This window comes from Bartonella raoultii (genome assembly GCF_019659805.1).
GTDB classification, from domain to species: Bacteria; Pseudomonadota; Alphaproteobacteria; order Rhizobiales; family Rhizobiaceae; genus Bartonella; species Bartonella raoultii.
Window position 1 is genome coordinate 1 of record NZ_JAIFRO010000012.1, and the last position, 16076, is coordinate 16076.

A 16076-nucleotide genomic window follows, 5' to 3' on the forward strand; every position below is an offset into this window, starting at 1 on the left:
CCTTATAAGACTTATTCCTTTAATATGTAATTTAATTTCTCATTTTTATTTTATGAAAAATTTTTCCTCGAGAAAATAAAAAGCAAATAATAGCGCAAATAGCGTAGGGATAATAAAATGATAAAGCGCAATTTACTAAAATGCATTATTTTATTTCAATAAAAAAGGCAATGAAAATTGCCTTTTTTGAAATATTCTTTGTGTTTGTTTTTTAATTTTTATTTGTATCAGGGGTAGAAGTTTGTCTAACAAAAATAAAATACATAACTCCTAAAAAAGCAAACCACGATAGCGTATATTTTAAAGCAGCTAGAGTATCTTCTTCTAATGTAAGTAGATAGACAATGAAAGCAAAGAAGGCTAAAATAGCCCAACACATGAAAGTACCACCTGGCATTTTGTATATTGATTCAGCATGTTGCGTAGGACGCTTGCGGCGATAAATAATATAGCTTACTAAAATTACTGACCATACAAATAGAAATAAAACCGCTGAAATGCCACTTACAACTGTGAAAGCAGCAATCATGGTTGGAGAGAGCGACGCGATTGTATATCCTAGTAAAATACATAGGCAACAAAATAACAAAGCATTTGCAGGAACATGGTGTTTAGAAAGCTTTCCAAATAAGCGAGGTGCTCCTCGTTTCGAGGCAAGACCATATATCATACGGCTTGTAGAAAAAATACCACTATTTGCGGAGGATGCAGCGGATGTGAGGACAACAAAATTCATTAAACCAGCAGCTATTGGAATACCAGCAAGCCAGAACATTGTCACAAAAGGACTTTTATCTGGAACTACTTGATCCCAAGGTGTAACTGACATAATCACAACAAGAGAGCAAATGTAAAAGAGTACGATACGAACAGGTATTGAATTAATTGCCTTTGGTAGAACTTTTTTGGGTTCTTTAACTTCAGCTGCAGTTGTTCCAGAAATTTCCATACCAACGAAAGCAAAAATAGCAATTTGAAATCCAGCAAAAAAACCTGCAATTCCTCGCGGAAAGATGTTTCCACCATTCCAAACATGACTAAGAGAGGCAACAGTCCCATTTGGTGAAGTAAAGCCAGTAATAATCATATATGCTCCAACAAGAATTAATGCAATGATCGCTATGACTTTGATAAGACCAAACCAAAATTCAAGTTCACCAAATAATTTTACAGCTAGAAGATTAAATATTAAAAAGAAAATAATACAGGTAAAAACAATAGTCCAAGTATTCACTGTTGGCCACCAAAAGTGTATATAACTGATGATAGCAATAATATCGGCAGCTCCGGTTACAATCCAGCTTAACCAATAGCTCCAGCCTATAAAAAAAGCAATTCCTGGTCCAAGTATATCAACTGCAAAATCAATAAAGGAGCGGTATTGCATATTAGAAAGCAGTAATTCTCCCATAGCACGCATTACAAAGTAGAGAGCAAAACCAGTAATAGCATAAACTAATATAATTGAAGGACCAGCAACACTAATTGTTTTTCCTGATCCCATAAAAAGACCTGTTCCAATAGCACCACCGAGGGCTATAAGTTGTACATGGCGTGTATCTAGCCCGCGATGTAATTTCTTGTGACGGTTTTCATCTAAATTTTGTTCATAATTCACTTTTTGGAAGTTCCCTTTATGTTTATTTTAAAGATAAAAATTACGTTAAAAAAAGATAACTCCTTATCGAAGCATGATATAAGGAAAGAGTAAAGGGGAAATTTTTTATGACTTTATATAGACAAAGAAAAAACATATTAAATTGGCAAAAATATATGATTTTATCTGTAAAAAATGGATAAGAAATTTCAGTAAAGAGTTTATCATGGAAGCATTGAAAAGAAACTTGATAGTTTGAGAATTATTTTTAGGTTGTGTATCCTAAAGATTTATTCAATTTTTATGGAATTATCATGCAATATAGTCACTTACTAATAGCTTCAAATCAAGTTTTGTATTATTAACTAAATATTATTTAGGTGTAAGAAAATATTGTTCATTTTATGATATTAATATGTATTATTGATGTTTTATTTTTGTAGAAAGACGATTGTGGGCTATATCTGTAATTTTATTGGGGATATCTTTTAAAAAGATGATAATTTTTAAAAGATCGCATTAAATATACGGTCTTCGCATGGGGAGAGTGGTGATACATTTCTTGTTACGCAGAGACATCTATTATTTAGCGTTATTTTACTCTGATAATCATTCTCATTACTGCTGTTTTTGTTGTAATCGTTGTTGGTCGTATTTTTTCTCAAGAAAGTTTTTTAAGAATTTCAAGGTGGTTATGGAATAAGCGGATAAAAATTAGGCTTATAAAGATACAGCATATATCTAGAATACTGTCCATGATCACATAAGTCACGCAGGGAGAATACTAAAGATATATATCTTAAGAAAAAGCATGCTTTTACACAAATAGAATATTAATTTTTTCATAAGGTAATTGAGATCTACTAAAGCGGAAAGATGGCGTTATGTTTGATGTAATGGAGTGTGCCTTTACCATCTTGACATTTGTTATTGATTTTTCCGTCTTATTCGATGTCCTAAATAATATCTTTATACATTTTTAAAAGCGGCACTTAAGAGTTAGTTAAACAAACTTCTCTTTTCTCTCAAACAGCTAAAAACACTTTGAGAGAAACTTATGATTTACTCTCATTGAGAGTTATTGTAGTTTGACGCTAGGTTTTGTACTCAATGAGATTAGATAGGAATACGTGATAATATATTGTTTTATAACTATTTTTACCATTAAAGGCGTGTCCATTTAAAATGAATTTTGACACCTAAAATTGCAAAAAAGTATAAAAATAGCGAAAATTGAAATTTTGTAGCAAAAAGGGGGGGCTTTGAAAAGTCTTTAAGGGTTTTGGAAAGTCTATGCAAGCTCAGAAAATTAGCTTTGAAGATCCTTTTAGAATCTTTTGAAAAAAATAAATTGCTACAAAATCCAGTGTCAAAATATACAAAACTTGCTGGTAAACTATAATATCTTAAAAAAATATGAGAATTGAGTAATTTAATTTACACATAACATTAGATGGTGGGTGATGAGGGCAAAGAGAAAGTAAATAAAATCAAAAAGTTATGTTAAATATAAGGGAATTTGTGAATCCTGATTTTATTACGTTTTTTGGGCTCTATCCCTAACTTTTTTGGAGCTTTTTGATTGCTTCTAAGGCTAATCTTTTACGGTCTGCACTCTTTGTGTAAAGAGACGCCATTTGATCTTCTGTCCAGCCAAAAATTGCTTTCAATTGTGAGACGGTTGCACCGGAATTAGCGGCGCGTGTAGCTGCTAATTTTCTCAAACCATGGGCTGATTTTTTAATTCCAGCCGCATTACAAGCGTCTCTAAATGCATTACCAAAGCTTTCTTTGACAAACTTTTGGTTCGCTTTACTACAGATGAATGTTTCTTCTCCAATAGGACCAATTTTAAGAGTTTCTGCTAGCTCTGGTAAAATAGGAAGAAAGACATCTGTTTGGAATTTACTTTTCTCTGTTTTGAGATGAATGATATTATCCTTGACATCTTTCCAGCCAATACGAACCACATCACCACGACGCAATCCCGTGTAAAGAAGAACATCAATCCAAACACGTTCATGGGTACCATGTGACCAGCGTTGGTAATATTTTTCAACATCTTCTTCTGTCCAAACAGGAAAGCCACCTTTGTTTTTAAGTGCGGGTCTTTTGACTCCTACAGTAGGATTATTTTCTAATAGCCCTTGTTCAATAGCCCATTTAAAAAGTCCATTTAGTGCTTTCAGAAAATTTCTAGCCATTGCTGGTGTTTCTTTACGCCGTTCAACACCGGCTATGATATGTTTTTTTTCAATTGCTTTGTATGGAATGTTGCCTACGGAATCGCATACCTTCATAAGAATGAGTTCATTTTGTTTTTTGGTAGCTTTGGCAAGGTTATACCAATTAGAGCTGTTGAAGTACTGTTTAAGGAGCCATGCAAAGGAGCCTTCAACAAGTTTCCCAACTTTAGGTTTAGGAAGTATTAGTCCTTGTAATTCGGAAAGTGCGCTTTTGTAGTTATCAACAAACTCTTGTGTTCCATAGGTTCCACGTATTCGAATGCGTTTTCCATGACCTATACGGACATACCATATAATTTTACCATGGCGTGTGATTTCTTTGACAAGATGAGGAGGGCGTGGTTTAGGCATAGATATAATCTATAGTTTAATATCAAAGTTATAATCATCAGGCGATAAATTCCATAATTTATCAGGATGATTGGTTGCGTTTGGTAATGGGATATCGGATTTGAGATAGATAAGCAGTTCCCCCGTAGGTTTGATTTCTATGAGTTCACATCCCTGTTTTTTAGCTTCTCTTAAAGCCCGTGCAATGGCTGGTTGGGTTATGGTAGCTAGGCGATGCGCCATATCTGTTCTCCTCATTTGAAGTGCAATTCACCCGTGTCGTGAATCACGCATTTTTTTGCAAGTTGTTATAGGGAAAGGGTGGGGGTGCTAGGAGGCATGTGTGGACAGCAGCACCCCCATAAGGTTAAGCCGCTTTTGTTGAAATCTTTTTGATCTCTTGTTCTATTTCTTTTAAAAAGGCTTCTACAGCCTGATTAATTTGTTCAATATGTTTTTCATCACGGTGGATACGTTTGATTTTCATGCGTAAATGAGATGATTGTCCCGTAAAGCGCGGATCATAGCTGATGAAATCACACCATTTGCGTCCAGTACATGCCATTTGAAATTGCATTTGTGCATGATATTCAGGTTTGATCTCATCATTTATAAAGAAGCGCATATGGGTCGTTGATCTAGGACATTTGATTTCAATTAACCCGTGCTCATCAACGAGCCCATCAGGACTTGCCCCCGCCATTTCTATTGTAGGATGTTGAATAAAGCCGCATTTTGTAACATTCGCATCATGGATAAGGCTATATTCATGCAAGGCATTTTCTTCATGTTCAATGCCCCATCTCATATCTTCATTTTCATAATGGGGGCTTATTTCTCCCGTTAAACGTTCTGTTATAAGCTTGATTTTGTAGTCTTCATATTTGCTTGTAGGCGTTCCCTTTGCTGTTTTACTCAGTATGTTGTAAATATTAGAAGCGGTGACTTTTCCTAATCTTGCTTGAAACCATTCTGCCGTTCTTTGTTCCATCTCACACCGCCGTTTGTTGTTGCGTTTGTTCATATTCGATATCTTGGATATGAATATATTCTGCCTCTTGTACAGGCATCTCTATTTGCTCTTTTGTTGGTAAAGAGTGTTGTGCTTCAATCCTTTGCTTTTGTTGTTTCTCTTTCAAAAGGTGCAAAATGGTTTGCGCTTGTCCATCTGATATATCGGCAAGCGTGTTGGCTTTTGCATAAGTGAGAATTTTGTTTTCTTCTGTTTGCGTGCTGTCCATTAATTGTTTGATTTGCATAAGCGTTTCATAAGAGACCATTTTATCTTGTATATTTTGGTTTACTTCATTGATGCGCGCGGCTTCATCTTCTTCATAAATACCTGAAAAACCAAAAGCATAGCGCGCACATTGTATGGTTGCTTTATGACGCAACATGCGTGCTGGGTATTTTTGCCAAGTATCAGTTTTTTGTTTGCATTCAGCTAAATATTCAGTAACTTCGATAGGGTCTTTAATATTTTTAAGACGAATAGCGCATTTGATAGCAATGATATTGCCCTCTTTATCAAGTTGATCTTGAAAGGTCATCCCATCAAATTGAGGATTAGACTTAATAATCTTAATCCATCCGTCGATTGAGACGACAGGAATAATGCCGCCGCCTCTTTTAGGAAGAGCATAGATCTCTTTGGTTAAAGGGTTAAGACCATAGGTATTGGCTACCGAAATAAAAGCAGCGAATTCTTCATCAGAGAAGTTATAATTGATACATGTTTTAATGATTGTTTTTCGAAATTGTTCATGAGAAAACCCATATTTACTTGCCATGGTTGTTAAGGGGGAATTTGTCATCTGTATTTCCTTTTAATGCACGCAAATAACGAGCATTCACTGTTTGAGTGATTTTTCCGTCAATAGTATTATTTGTAATGGCGAGAGGATCACTCCTTGAGAATGATCTCTTCGTTAATTACCAATAAGGGCTCAATATTTGTTTTAAGATAACGACTTGGTTTCGATGGGGTTCTGCTTCGAGAATGTCTTTTGCAGCGTAAATTTTGAAGTGATGGCTATTTGTAGCATTTGGGTCTATTTCAGATTTTGAACAAATCTTGCTTCTCTTGCCTTCTTGTTTTGTGAAGACAAAATGCATGCCCTCTTTCAGCCCCAGTTTTTCAACATGATTATTAAACCAAGTGTCAAAATCTTGTTGCAATTGTAAGTGTTCATGCAATGCATGGGCATTGACCATTTGGACGTAACCGGTTCTGTCTTTTACTTCATCCTTTGATATTAAATACTGTTCATTCTCTTCATTATCATTATGCTTCGTCATAGATTTGCTCTCATTACTTAACTGATGGGAAAAAGGGGCGCTTTTAAAAACGCCATGTATAGTTTGGGTAGTTTGGAAGAACGTCCCAAAAGGTTAAACGGTTTTGCTGTTCATAAGTACCGTATCTTTTGTCGTCATATTCTTGCTGTCTGATCTCATCTAAAAAAAAACTATATGCAGAACTATGTTTTACAAAGTCATGAGGTATAATGTCGTTAAAACATTGTTCTTCACGTTCTTTAATGTAGAACTCAGCAAGATCTTCAGAGATATCTTCACATCTGTTATTTATTGGTTCGATGCGCATGATTTTGATGGCATTATCGGCTTCATCAATAAAGTCGATAATGTCTTTTTCTTCGTAGAAAGGTCCTGATTTCGCCAGATTTTGTGCTTCATTTTCGCACATGACTAAAAGAATCTCATCAGAATTTATAAAGATTGGTTTGTCCACAATGACCTCCGTTTATTATCAAAACATTTAAATACATTTTGAAAAAAATACCTTGACATAGGTTTTTTTTTTTGGGGTATGGTGGTTTTATAATTGTATTTTATGCACAGGTCAATTTAATTTTTGCATAAAGCGCAAAAATTTTTCTTAAAAAACTTAATTTATTTATGCACTATCCACAAATTAGGAGACACTATGAGCCATATAGATAAAAAAATAGAGGCCGTTTTTTCATTATTTAATGAAAAAGAACAATCGATTATTACCTATTTTGTTTTTAATTTTTTTAGTAATTCAAGAAAATCAAGTACAGCTTCTTTATCAGCGGGGTCGAGAGAAGCGCATACTTTCATGAAATCCACATCTACTTCTTTATAAAAACTAGGTGGAGGCTCGTTAAAAAATTCAGAAATTTTAACTAACTCATCTATAGTTATATCGCGAGTTTTCCCATTTTGATAAGTATTAAGCATGCGATTCACTGCTGACGGGTGTATCTCTAAATGTGAAGCTAATAATGTTTGTGCACCATGTCCTCGCTCTTTAAGTCGCTCTTTAATCCATAACTTAAGTTGGGACTGAATATCTTGTTTCATAATTATATTAATCCTTTAAAATATACTTTTATGCAAAATTGCTAAAAAAGCATAATTGTGTTGACTTATGCATAAAACGCAATTATTTATTGCGTTGTTATGGAGATTACATATGCCTTCGAGATTAATCATAAAATATTTAGGTGGTCTTAAAACGGTAGCAAATATAGTGCAAAGAGACGTATCATCTGTTTGTAGGTGGCGTAACTTTATACCAGCAAAGCACCAGCAAAGAATATTAAATTACGCACGTGATCACGGAATAGATTTACGTCCTGATGATTTTTTTTACCCAGAGCGCTTGCAGTCATTAATGCAAGAGCAAGAAAGCTCTTCGATATCACGATTTGTAAAGAACTCACACGTTCATAGCTCGTGTGACATTTTACGGCCTTGAGGAGATGATGATGGCTGTAAATGAAGCGCATAAGAATGATGATGGGAAGCCTCGTTTAGATCTTATACCGCCTTTAGCTCTTATAGAAATTGGTAGTGTTTTAGAATTTGGGGCCAAAAAATACGGAGCACACAATTGGCGTAATGGTATGGATTGGAGCCGGTTTCACGGTGCAGCGTTGCGTCATTTATTAGCATGGTTTGGAGGGGAGGGTAAGGATAGCGAGAGTGGTTTATCACACTTGGCACATGCGGCTTGTTGCATTCTGTTTTTAATGGAATGTGAGGCAAAAGAGATTGGTTGTGATGACCGTCCTCTCAGAATGAAGTGAAGTAAAGGCTGATGATTGGGATGCTTCATACAATTCTTTGCTTTGATCTAGGAACGAAGACCGGCTGGGCGATAAGTGGTGCTGATGGGAGTATCCTTAGTGGTAGCATTAATTTTAGATCACGCCGATTTGAAGGCGGTGGGATGCGTTATTTACGCTTTAAGAGATGGCTTACAGAAATCAAGCAGACAGCAGGGAGCATTGATGCGGTGTATTTTGAAGAGGTAAGGCGTCATGTTGGAACTGATGCGGCGCATGTTTATGGTGGTTTATTAGCAACCTTAACGGCATGGTGTGAACATCATCAGATACCGTATGAGGGCATTCCAGTTTGTACAATTAAGAAAGCGACGACAGGCAAGGGGAATGCGTCGAAAGAAGAGATGATTAAGGCAATGCGTGTAAAAGGGCATGCGCCTTGTGATGATAATGAAGCGGATGCTTTAGCAATTTTACATTTAATTAAAGAGAGGGAGATCTTAGAGCGATGCCCAGTAAAAAAGTAGAGTGTGTAAAGTTTAATTCAGATCAGTTTTTAAAAGAGCTTATGGGTTTAAAAGCAACAGAGAAGGCAGTTTATACAACCGTTGTGTTGCTTATGAATGATAAGAAAGCGCCTCTTATCAATAATGCATCTTATTTATCAAGCTGGTGTGGGTGTTCCTTAAGAACGTTTCAAAAGGCCTTAGAGACTTTAATAAGCATTGGTTACATCACGCGTTTAGAGAATGGGAACCTATGGCATAAGTCATTAGCTTTTGATTATAGCCTCAGTAAATTTTCAGAAAGAGCTTCAAAAGCAGCGAATATAAGATGGAGTAGGAAAAGAGAGGAGGCAATGCATGTCAACTAAGTTGCCATGGACGAGGCTTTTTTCTTCACAATGGATTGTAGATGTTAGTGGCATGAGCATAGTGGAAAAGGGTCTTTATATGACTCTTGTCTTATATATGTATGAAGAGCGCCGTCCTATTATTGAAGATGCTCCCAAATTAGCAAGATGGGCAGGTTGTTCAGAGAGGATTCTAAAAAAGACATTAGACATTTTATTACGTGATGAGAAGATCATACGTTTAAAAGATGGTCGTTTGTGGAGTTTAAAAGTTGAAGAGGAACTCAATAATTCGAATGAAAATTTAAATAAGTTTTCAGAAAGAGCACAAAAGGCAGCAAAAGCTAGATGGGATAAAGATAAAAGTGATAATGATGTCAAAAATGCTAAGGATGCTAGCAACAATGCTAATAGCATTGAACAAGCAATGCTTAATGATGCCATTAACAATAACAATAACATTAACATATATAATAAAAAAAATAAAACTATCGTTTTATCAAAAAAAGAAATCGATTCTGAAAATTTAGAAACAACCGATTTGGTTGAAGAGCCAATCGAGGGTGATGATGTTCAATCAGAACAAATCGCAACATCATCAGAAAACCAACCTCCCATTCACGAGCAAGAAAACGTTTTGAAAAAAGCCAAGCGGGTTAAAACCGATAGAGGTTGTCGCTTGCCTGCTGATTTCGAACCGGATTACGATTTTGCCCTTTCGGAAGGGTTGCCTCCAGAGCGTGTGAAAGTCGAAATTGCAAAATTTCGAGATTACTGGCGTTCAAAAGCGGGTGCTAATGCAGCCAAAACCGATTGGCAAGCGACATGGCGTAACTGGGTAAGAAATTCAAAAAAATACGAAATCAATCAACAAGGTAAAAATTATGGAAATTACACTCAAAAGCAAAAAAGCATTGGGGAACGTATCGCAGACAGCCTGCTTGATATCGGAAATCGAGGATACTTTGAAGCACATTCACGCGATGATACCACCACAGGAGTTCCCATTGGTTTTGAAGGATGGCAGCCAATTAACAAAACAGCAGGAAGCGATTGCTTTAGAGGCTGCTGATCAGTTGCAGGAGCTATTCGCAGTGAAAGCAAGCAAAGAGGATATAGGCAAAGCTATTCGCATGCTGTCATGTGGTTTAAAAATATCGCAACAATCTGATCATGAGGGAATGGCATTAACCTATGGAATGGCTTTAGAAAAAGTTTCAGCATGGTCACTAATGACAGCAGTTAAACGGATTTTATGTGATGAGATAGACGGTTTATCGGATACGTTTTTTCCGAGCACGCGTGAACTTGTGAGGTTATGTCGTGATTTGGAAGATAACCTTTTGAGAAAAGCCAATATTGTACGCAAAGCTGTTTTGAATAGCCGTGAAAAGGCATTGAAAGCACAAGAAGCAAGCGATGCTTCAAAAGCGCTTAGCATTATTCAAAAGCACAATTTTGAACAGGTTTTAAGTGGGATAGGAGGCATAATAAAAACCATTGATTAGCTAGCAAAATGTTGAAAAGTAGAGAGGCTATTTGTATGGATATACGTTTAAATCGATAAAAAGGCACCGTACAAAGCGATTATTTAATTTTTTGATAATGATACGTAAAAACTACAAAACGCTTTGTACAGTTAAATTTAAGGTAAATAGACTATAGCGACAAAATACAAACTGGAATTAAAAGATATGGGTTTTTTTAAACATTTATTCTTAACAAATCATAAACCGCCCATGCAAAAAAAGTTTGTTGCAACGATAAGAGGGCATGCCCCGTGGGGGTTAGGAGTAGCAGAATATTTTTACAATCTTTACGAATATGATGATGGAATGAGAGAATACGAAGAATTTGAAGGTGGCCAATATCATGAGATGCCTGAAACTGTAGATTACAGTAGCAAGGCGCAAGTGAAAGCGTGGATATACGGTGGTGATTTGCCAAGAAGCGTATTGAGTTGTGAAGCGCTGATTAATGAGGTTAATAAGAAAATCAAAAAACGCACAATGAAAGACCGTTTGATTTGTGAGATTAGCAATGAAGGGGAGAAGAGTTATTCACAAGCTTATGATGATGATATAGATCGCGAGTTAGAAAAAGCACTTGATATTCAACTGGGTAAATATCAAAACAGGAAAAAATGCAAAAAATAAAAAATACGTATTGACATTAAAGGCAGGTTCGTTTAGAAAGGCGTCAAGTGTTTAAAAACCACGAGATAACTAGCGGATAAACCACGATAAGGTTTCTCCCATTTCTTAAAATACTGGCTGTCTTTTGTGCTTGTTAAGGCGTATAATGATTTATGTCGGGTGTGTTTATACTATACAAGACCCTTCGCGAGGGAAAAGTATAAGCAACGGACTAGTTACCGTGTTTTTAGCACCCGGCGCCCTTGTGGGCTGTCAATTAAAAACTCTAAATAACTAGGATAAATATCATGACATATATGAATGGTTTTCGTCACGCTCTTATTAAAGCTATTGCAGATAACATGGGAGCAACTGATACTGGCCCCGTTCCTCCTAAAAAGCAAGGCGTTCCAAAAAAATATGAATTTACGGGCGAGACGATTGTTGCAGGTATTCACACATTAAGACGCATTAGAGCTATTAGAGACTTTGCAGATGTTAAAGCAGGCGACTTAGGTGGTTTTATAGAAAGCAGCGAACATCTTTCACATGATGGTGACTGCTGGGTTAGAGATAATGCTCGTGTCTGTCAGCGGGCTCGTGTTTATGGGAATGCGCAAATCGCTGGTGATGCGTGGATTTATGGTGACGCTCGTGTTTACGATAATGCAAAAATACATGACAAGGCTTGGATAGACGGTTGTGTTTATGGGAATGCCGAGGTTTTTGGTGATGTACAAACGAATTACACCACTCGTATTTTTGATAATGCTAAAGTTTATGGTAAAGCAGAGGTAAATGGCAAGGTTTATGGGAATGCGCATGTTTTTGGCAATGCGAGTATTGAAAGCAGTGCAGAGGTTTTTGGAAATGCAAAGGTATTTGATAATGCTTCTGTCTATAGCGTTGCAAAGATACATGGGAATGCAAAAATTTGTGGAAATGCTAGCGTTTGTGACAATGTTAGTGACAATGTTGTGATTACTGATCGTAAAAAACTTTCAGAGCAAGCCGCGTAAAAAAAGCAACGGCGCGGCGGGGGCGCCTCTTTTTAAAAGATTTCCATTCACAATTTAACGAATACTAGATTAGGGAGCAACCTATGACCACTACAAATGTATCTAAAAAATATGAACTTACTAATGAAACTTACGATATTGAAGGGATTACTTTATACCGAATTAGAGCATTAAGAGATTTTGATGGTGTAAAGGCTGGTGATTTAGGTGGTTTTATTGAAAATGAAAGCAATCTCTCTCATGATGGCAATTGTTGGATATACGATAATGCCGCCGTTTCACATGGTGCTATTGTTAGTGAAAATGCAAAAATACGTAATAACGCTTGTGTTTTTATGGAAGCAAGGGTAGCAGGAAATGCAGTAGTTAGTGATAAGGCGCGGGTTCTTGAAAAGACTGCTTATATTCACGGTAATGCAAAAATATGTGATAATGCAGCAATTTGTGGTGAAATTTATGGGAATGCCATTGTTTGTAATAAAGCCATGGTATCTCCAGAAGCAAAGGTTTATGACAATGCAAAAATTTTGAATAGCGCTTGTGTTGGTGGCTTTATTTATGGGAATGCAAAAATATCGGGGTCGGCTTGTATTTATCCCGAGGCGGAGATTTATGATAATGCGTGCATTCAAGGAAAAGTGAAGGTTTATTTCTCTGTAAAAGTTTTTGGGAATGCCGTTATTAAAGGCAATAAAAGAGTTTATAAAGATACTGATGTTAGTGAAGAAACTTTAGAAAAAACAGCATAAATAAGGGGTTTGGGGTCTGGTCTTAAACAGAAAAAAGAAAGCCGTGTCCTTAATGAACGCGGCTTTTTACGCAATACACAATATTTAATCAACATCAAATCTATATTACACATTTTGTGTATAATGGCAAGCATGATTAAGAAAAAACCGTATCAAAATGAAATGATACGGCTTTGAATCTAGAGAAATATGAAAAACTAACTAACAATAAAGGAGATATCACTTTAGTGATATGGTTCTAAATTACATATTTTATGTATAAACGCAATACAATTTTTATCAAATTGCTCTTAAAGTAAATGATGCTTGCTTTTAATAGCGACGTTATTCTAAGTGTTTTCCTTTTAGTAAAAAACAAATCTTCGTTTTAAGATATCATTGTGAATTCAATATTGCCAATTTATTCATAATCTGCTATACAACATACAGATTTAAAAAGTGGAAAGCCCTTGCTCATGTATTACGTGAAAGGGTTTTCTTTTTATCTAACATCATCATAATCTTAAATCTTGATTTTCTTAATTATATGCAAATGCAACAAAGCCGTATCAATTGCTTTTGACACGGCTTCTGTTTTGTAATGCGTGATGTCCTTTTGACATCCTAATGAGACGAATATCTCTATAATACATAATTTGTATAAAAAAGCAATAAATCAAGCAAACTAAAAATGGGATTCATTCTTTATATTCAATAGCTTGTAACAATAATTTCGTTTGTAACTATAGCCTATAATGTGTTATAATAATGGCTGGTTATACGTTCTTTGTATTGTTATGTGTTATTCCTATTAATGGATCTAAAGCGAATGCTTAATAAAGTGATTTTAATTGGCTATATTGGCTCTCATCCTGAAAGTAAAATAATGTCTACTGGTAGCGAAATGGTGAGTTTTCGTTTAGCTACCACCGAAAGCTATACCGATAAGGCAAGTAATAAGAAAATAGACAAAATAGAATGGCATTCCATTGTTATTTTTAATTCACAATTGGTAAAAATAGCGCTTCAGTATTTTCACAAAGGCTCTAAAGTGTATCTAGAGGGGCAATTGCAAACCCGTAAATGGCAAGATAAAAACGGTGTTGATCGTTATATAACAGAGGTTATTTTACCAAAATACAAAGGGGATTTAAAGCTCTTAGATAGCAAAAATGATGATAATCAAGAGCAGTCCTCTTCTTATGAGAGAAGCATTTACAGACCTCTTGATATGCCTACAGTAGCAAATGATGGCGTTTCTTTTTAAACAGAGGGTATAAGTGAAAAAAACTAAAAAGAGGGGACGCCCTAAAATCACAGGGCATATAAGAGAAGCCAATGGTCGTCTATCACGGTCAAAAACACCTCGTGAAGCTGTTGATAAATTAGCTATAGAAATGCGTGCAAAGCGCTTCGGTTTAAGCTTACAAGATGCGAAAAATCCACTTGCAAGTACTTACATAGGGCGGCTTTGTTTGCAAGGCGTGCTTACTCAAGAGCAATATGATGCTGCTCAAAAATATTTACAGATACGAAATGACTATCTATGTGCAAAGGGATTACCAAACGCGATTTATGATGAAATGCCATCATCTGCTGATGATACAGCAAGAGATAAATGGGTAAAATTTGCGACAGAGAAGTTTTTAAACACACAAGAGGCAATAAAAGAAGCACAATGTCTCTATAGACAGTACAACCTCTATGCCTCTATACAGTACCTCGTTATAGAGGATCAAGAATTACCGCATCTTGTAAGTTCACTAAAGGTTGCTCTTAATGCGCTTCATAAGTATTTTTTACAAAAGTAGGTACTACCAACCCAATATATAGGGTATTGAGAAAACAAATAATGCCGTCATTATTGCGAATAAGCATGCAGGAATCTTTAGTCTAAATCGCCAGAGTATGTTAATGGGAAGAGACATTATAGCGACTATCATAAATCCTATTATAAACCAATATGTTATATTTTTATCAAAATCGCTTATTTTTTCATCAACATTACGGAGACGATAACATTTTCCGCTTTTTGATTCCTTATATATAGGGATATCAGTCTTTTGAAATACGTTTCTATAAATATTTCCTAATTTATTTACTAGTTTATCACATGGGCTAATATTTTGGTTATTAAAGATATAAAAACTAGTAACTAACATTCCTATAATTATTATACCTGGTAAAATAAAGCGTTTAAACATAGGGTATTCGTTGTTTCTTATTGTCACTAGCTTTAAAAAAATATGCAAAATGGCCAAAAAAAGTTCCTATTATCAATATTAGCATTACTATTTTTAATGTTTTCATAATCGTCATTTTTTCTTTTTCTTGTAAATTTCCATACTTCTTGTAACAGATTCCCTTTAAAGTTATCAATATGTGTTATTTTTGTGTTGACAAGTTGTAACGAATTGTATTTAATGACATTGCTGTACTTAGGTGTATTGTATCTAAATGAGGGTGATGTACAGTGCAAAATCCCCGCAAATGCGGGGTTTTTTATTATCTGGAGGGAGGAATTTATGACATCCGAAAACACAGAGCAGGTTTTACAGCCCATAAAAAAACGTATTCCACCAAGAGCAGGCATAGGGCGTGTAAAAGGTGTCCCTAATAAAATCACGCGTGTTCTTAAAGAAGCAGTACTGAAGGCAGCAGAAAATGCTGGTAATAGAATAGGCAATGAGGGTTTGGTGTCTTATTTAGAAAAGCAGGCAATGGATTGCCCCGCGGCTTATTTAGCACTGCTTGGGAAGATTTTGCCCTTGCAAGTGACAGGAGAGAATGGGGGAGCCGTGAAGATCATAGGGCGTGTAGAAATAGCTCCTTTATTAAATGACGACAAGACAGATTAAGATTGTTCCAAAGCTTATTTCTCTTTTTGCAGGGGATGCTTTGGTCAGAGCGGCTTGGGGTGGACGCGGGTCTGGAAAGACAAGATCTTTTGCTTTGATGGCAGCGTTAAAGGGGTATCAATTTGGTATAGGAGGGATATCGGGGACCATTCTTTGTGCACGTCAGTTTCAAAATTCTCTTGCGGAAAGTTCCTTGGAAGAGATTAAGCGTGCTATTGAAGCCCATGACTTTTTAAAGGATTATTACAGGGTTGG

20 protein-coding genes and 1 pseudogene are annotated in these 16076 nt (G+C 35.9%); 13 read left to right on the plus strand and 8 right to left on the minus strand.

The window, feature by feature from the left end; translation table 11 throughout:
- Positions 1–211: 211 nt before the first annotated feature.
- The 8 genes from K3248_RS08120 to K3248_RS08155 all read right to left on the minus strand — a co-directional run bounded on the left by K3248_RS08120 (position 212) and on the right by K3248_RS08155 (position 7521).
- Positions 212–1618: an amino acid permease gene (locus K3248_RS08120; protein WP_220717850.1), complete on the minus strand. Its 1407-nt coding sequence runs from the start codon at positions 1616–1618 to the stop codon at positions 212–214.
- 1538 nt (positions 1619–3156) lie between these two features.
- Entirely contained in the window at positions 3157–4194 is a 1038-nt protein-coding gene (locus K3248_RS08125) for a tyrosine-type recombinase/integrase (RefSeq protein ID WP_220717851.1), read from the minus strand.
- Between the two features lie 9 nt (positions 4195–4203).
- Positions 4204–4416, minus strand: a complete 213-nt coding sequence (locus K3248_RS08130; RefSeq protein ID WP_220717384.1) for a hypothetical protein — start codon at positions 4414–4416, stop codon at positions 4204–4206.
- 124 nt (positions 4417–4540) lie between these two features.
- Entirely contained in the window at positions 4541–5164 is a 624-nt protein-coding gene (locus tag K3248_RS08135) for a lambda exonuclease family protein (RefSeq protein ID WP_220717142.1), read from the minus strand.
- 1 nt (position 5165) lies between these two features.
- Positions 5166–5987: a phage recombination protein Bet gene (bet, locus tag K3248_RS08140; RefSeq protein WP_220716888.1), complete on the minus strand. Its 822-nt coding sequence runs from the start codon at positions 5985–5987 to the stop codon at positions 5166–5168.
- Between the two features lie 118 nt (positions 5988–6105).
- On the minus strand, positions 6106–6471 hold the full coding sequence (locus K3248_RS08145; RefSeq protein ID WP_220717383.1) for an antA/AntB antirepressor family protein: 366 nt from the start codon (positions 6469–6471) through the stop codon (positions 6106–6108).
- A 43-nt stretch (positions 6472–6514) separates the two neighbouring features.
- Positions 6515–6925, minus strand: coding sequence for a hypothetical protein (locus K3248_RS08150; RefSeq protein WP_220716965.1), 411 nt, complete (start codon positions 6923–6925; stop codon positions 6515–6517).
- A gap of 266 nt (positions 6926–7191) precedes the next feature.
- On the minus strand, positions 7192–7521 hold the full coding sequence (locus tag K3248_RS08155) for a helix-turn-helix domain-containing protein (RefSeq protein ID WP_220717852.1): 330 nt from the start codon (positions 7519–7521) through the stop codon (positions 7192–7194).
- Positions 7522–7633: 112 nt separating this feature from the next.
- Here K3248_RS08155 and K3248_RS08160 point away from each other — a divergent pair, with 112 nt between their 5' ends.
- The 13 genes and pseudogenes from K3248_RS08160 to K3248_RS08220 form a co-directional block, all read left to right on the plus strand.
- On the plus strand, positions 7634–7918 hold the full coding sequence (locus tag K3248_RS08160; protein WP_220717853.1) for a hypothetical protein: 285 nt from the start codon (positions 7634–7636) through the stop codon (positions 7916–7918).
- Positions 7919–7928: 10 nt separating this feature from the next.
- The gene (locus K3248_RS08165; RefSeq protein WP_220717854.1) at positions 7929–8249 is read left to right on the plus strand and encodes a dATP/dGTP diphosphohydrolase domain-containing protein; all 321 of its coding nucleotides are present in this window, start codon (positions 7929–7931) and stop codon (positions 8247–8249) included.
- A 20-nt stretch (positions 8250–8269) separates the two neighbouring features.
- The gene (locus tag K3248_RS08170; protein ID WP_220717144.1) at positions 8270–8755 is read left to right on the plus strand and encodes a crossover junction endodeoxyribonuclease RuvC; all 486 of its coding nucleotides are present in this window, start codon (positions 8270–8272) and stop codon (positions 8753–8755) included.
- On the plus strand, positions 8737–9102 hold the full coding sequence (locus K3248_RS08175; protein WP_220717707.1) for a DUF1376 domain-containing protein: 366 nt from the start codon (positions 8737–8739) through the stop codon (positions 9100–9102). The genes K3248_RS08170 and K3248_RS08175 overlap by 19 nt, the downstream gene beginning before the upstream one ends.
- The gene (locus tag K3248_RS08180; protein ID WP_220717708.1) at positions 9092–10153 is read left to right on the plus strand and encodes a DUF1376 domain-containing protein; all 1062 of its coding nucleotides are present in this window, start codon (positions 9092–9094) and stop codon (positions 10151–10153) included. Before K3248_RS08175 ends, K3248_RS08180 begins: the two co-directional genes overlap by 11 nt.
- Positions 10095–10589, plus strand: a complete 495-nt coding sequence (locus K3248_RS08185; protein ID WP_220716895.1) for a hypothetical protein — start codon at positions 10095–10097, stop codon at positions 10587–10589. Before K3248_RS08180 ends, K3248_RS08185 begins: the two co-directional genes overlap by 59 nt.
- A gap of 186 nt (positions 10590–10775) precedes the next feature.
- Positions 10776–11237: a hypothetical protein gene (locus K3248_RS08190; RefSeq protein ID WP_220716896.1), complete on the plus strand. Its 462-nt coding sequence runs from the start codon at positions 10776–10778 to the stop codon at positions 11235–11237.
- A 287-nt stretch (positions 11238–11524) separates the two neighbouring features.
- Positions 11525–12235 carry a bactofilin family protein gene (locus K3248_RS08195; RefSeq protein WP_246588257.1) on the plus strand — a complete coding sequence of 237 codons (711 nt, stop codon included), beginning with the start codon at positions 11525–11527 and terminating at the stop codon, positions 12233–12235.
- An 83-nt stretch (positions 12236–12318) separates the two neighbouring features.
- Positions 12319–12984 (plus strand): hypothetical protein, encoded by a 666-nt coding sequence (locus K3248_RS08200; RefSeq protein WP_220716977.1) that lies wholly within the window; start codon positions 12319–12321, stop codon positions 12982–12984.
- Between the two features lie 808 nt (positions 12985–13792).
- Positions 13793–14230, plus strand: coding sequence for a single-stranded DNA-binding protein (gene ssb / locus K3248_RS08205; RefSeq protein ID WP_220716900.1), 438 nt, complete (start codon positions 13793–13795; stop codon positions 14228–14230).
- A 13-nt stretch (positions 14231–14243) separates the two neighbouring features.
- Positions 14244–14774, plus strand: coding sequence for a hypothetical protein (locus K3248_RS08210; RefSeq protein WP_220717855.1), 531 nt, complete (start codon positions 14244–14246; stop codon positions 14772–14774).
- A gap of 714 nt (positions 14775–15488) precedes the next feature.
- Complete coding sequence (locus K3248_RS08215) at positions 15489–15821, plus strand: hypothetical protein (RefSeq protein ID WP_220716903.1); 333 nt, start codon at positions 15489–15491, stop codon at positions 15819–15821.
- A pseudogene (locus K3248_RS08220) lies at positions 15802–16076 on the plus strand (PBSX family phage terminase large subunit); the annotation flags it as partial. The gene K3248_RS08215 and the pseudogene K3248_RS08220, both read left to right, overlap by 20 nt.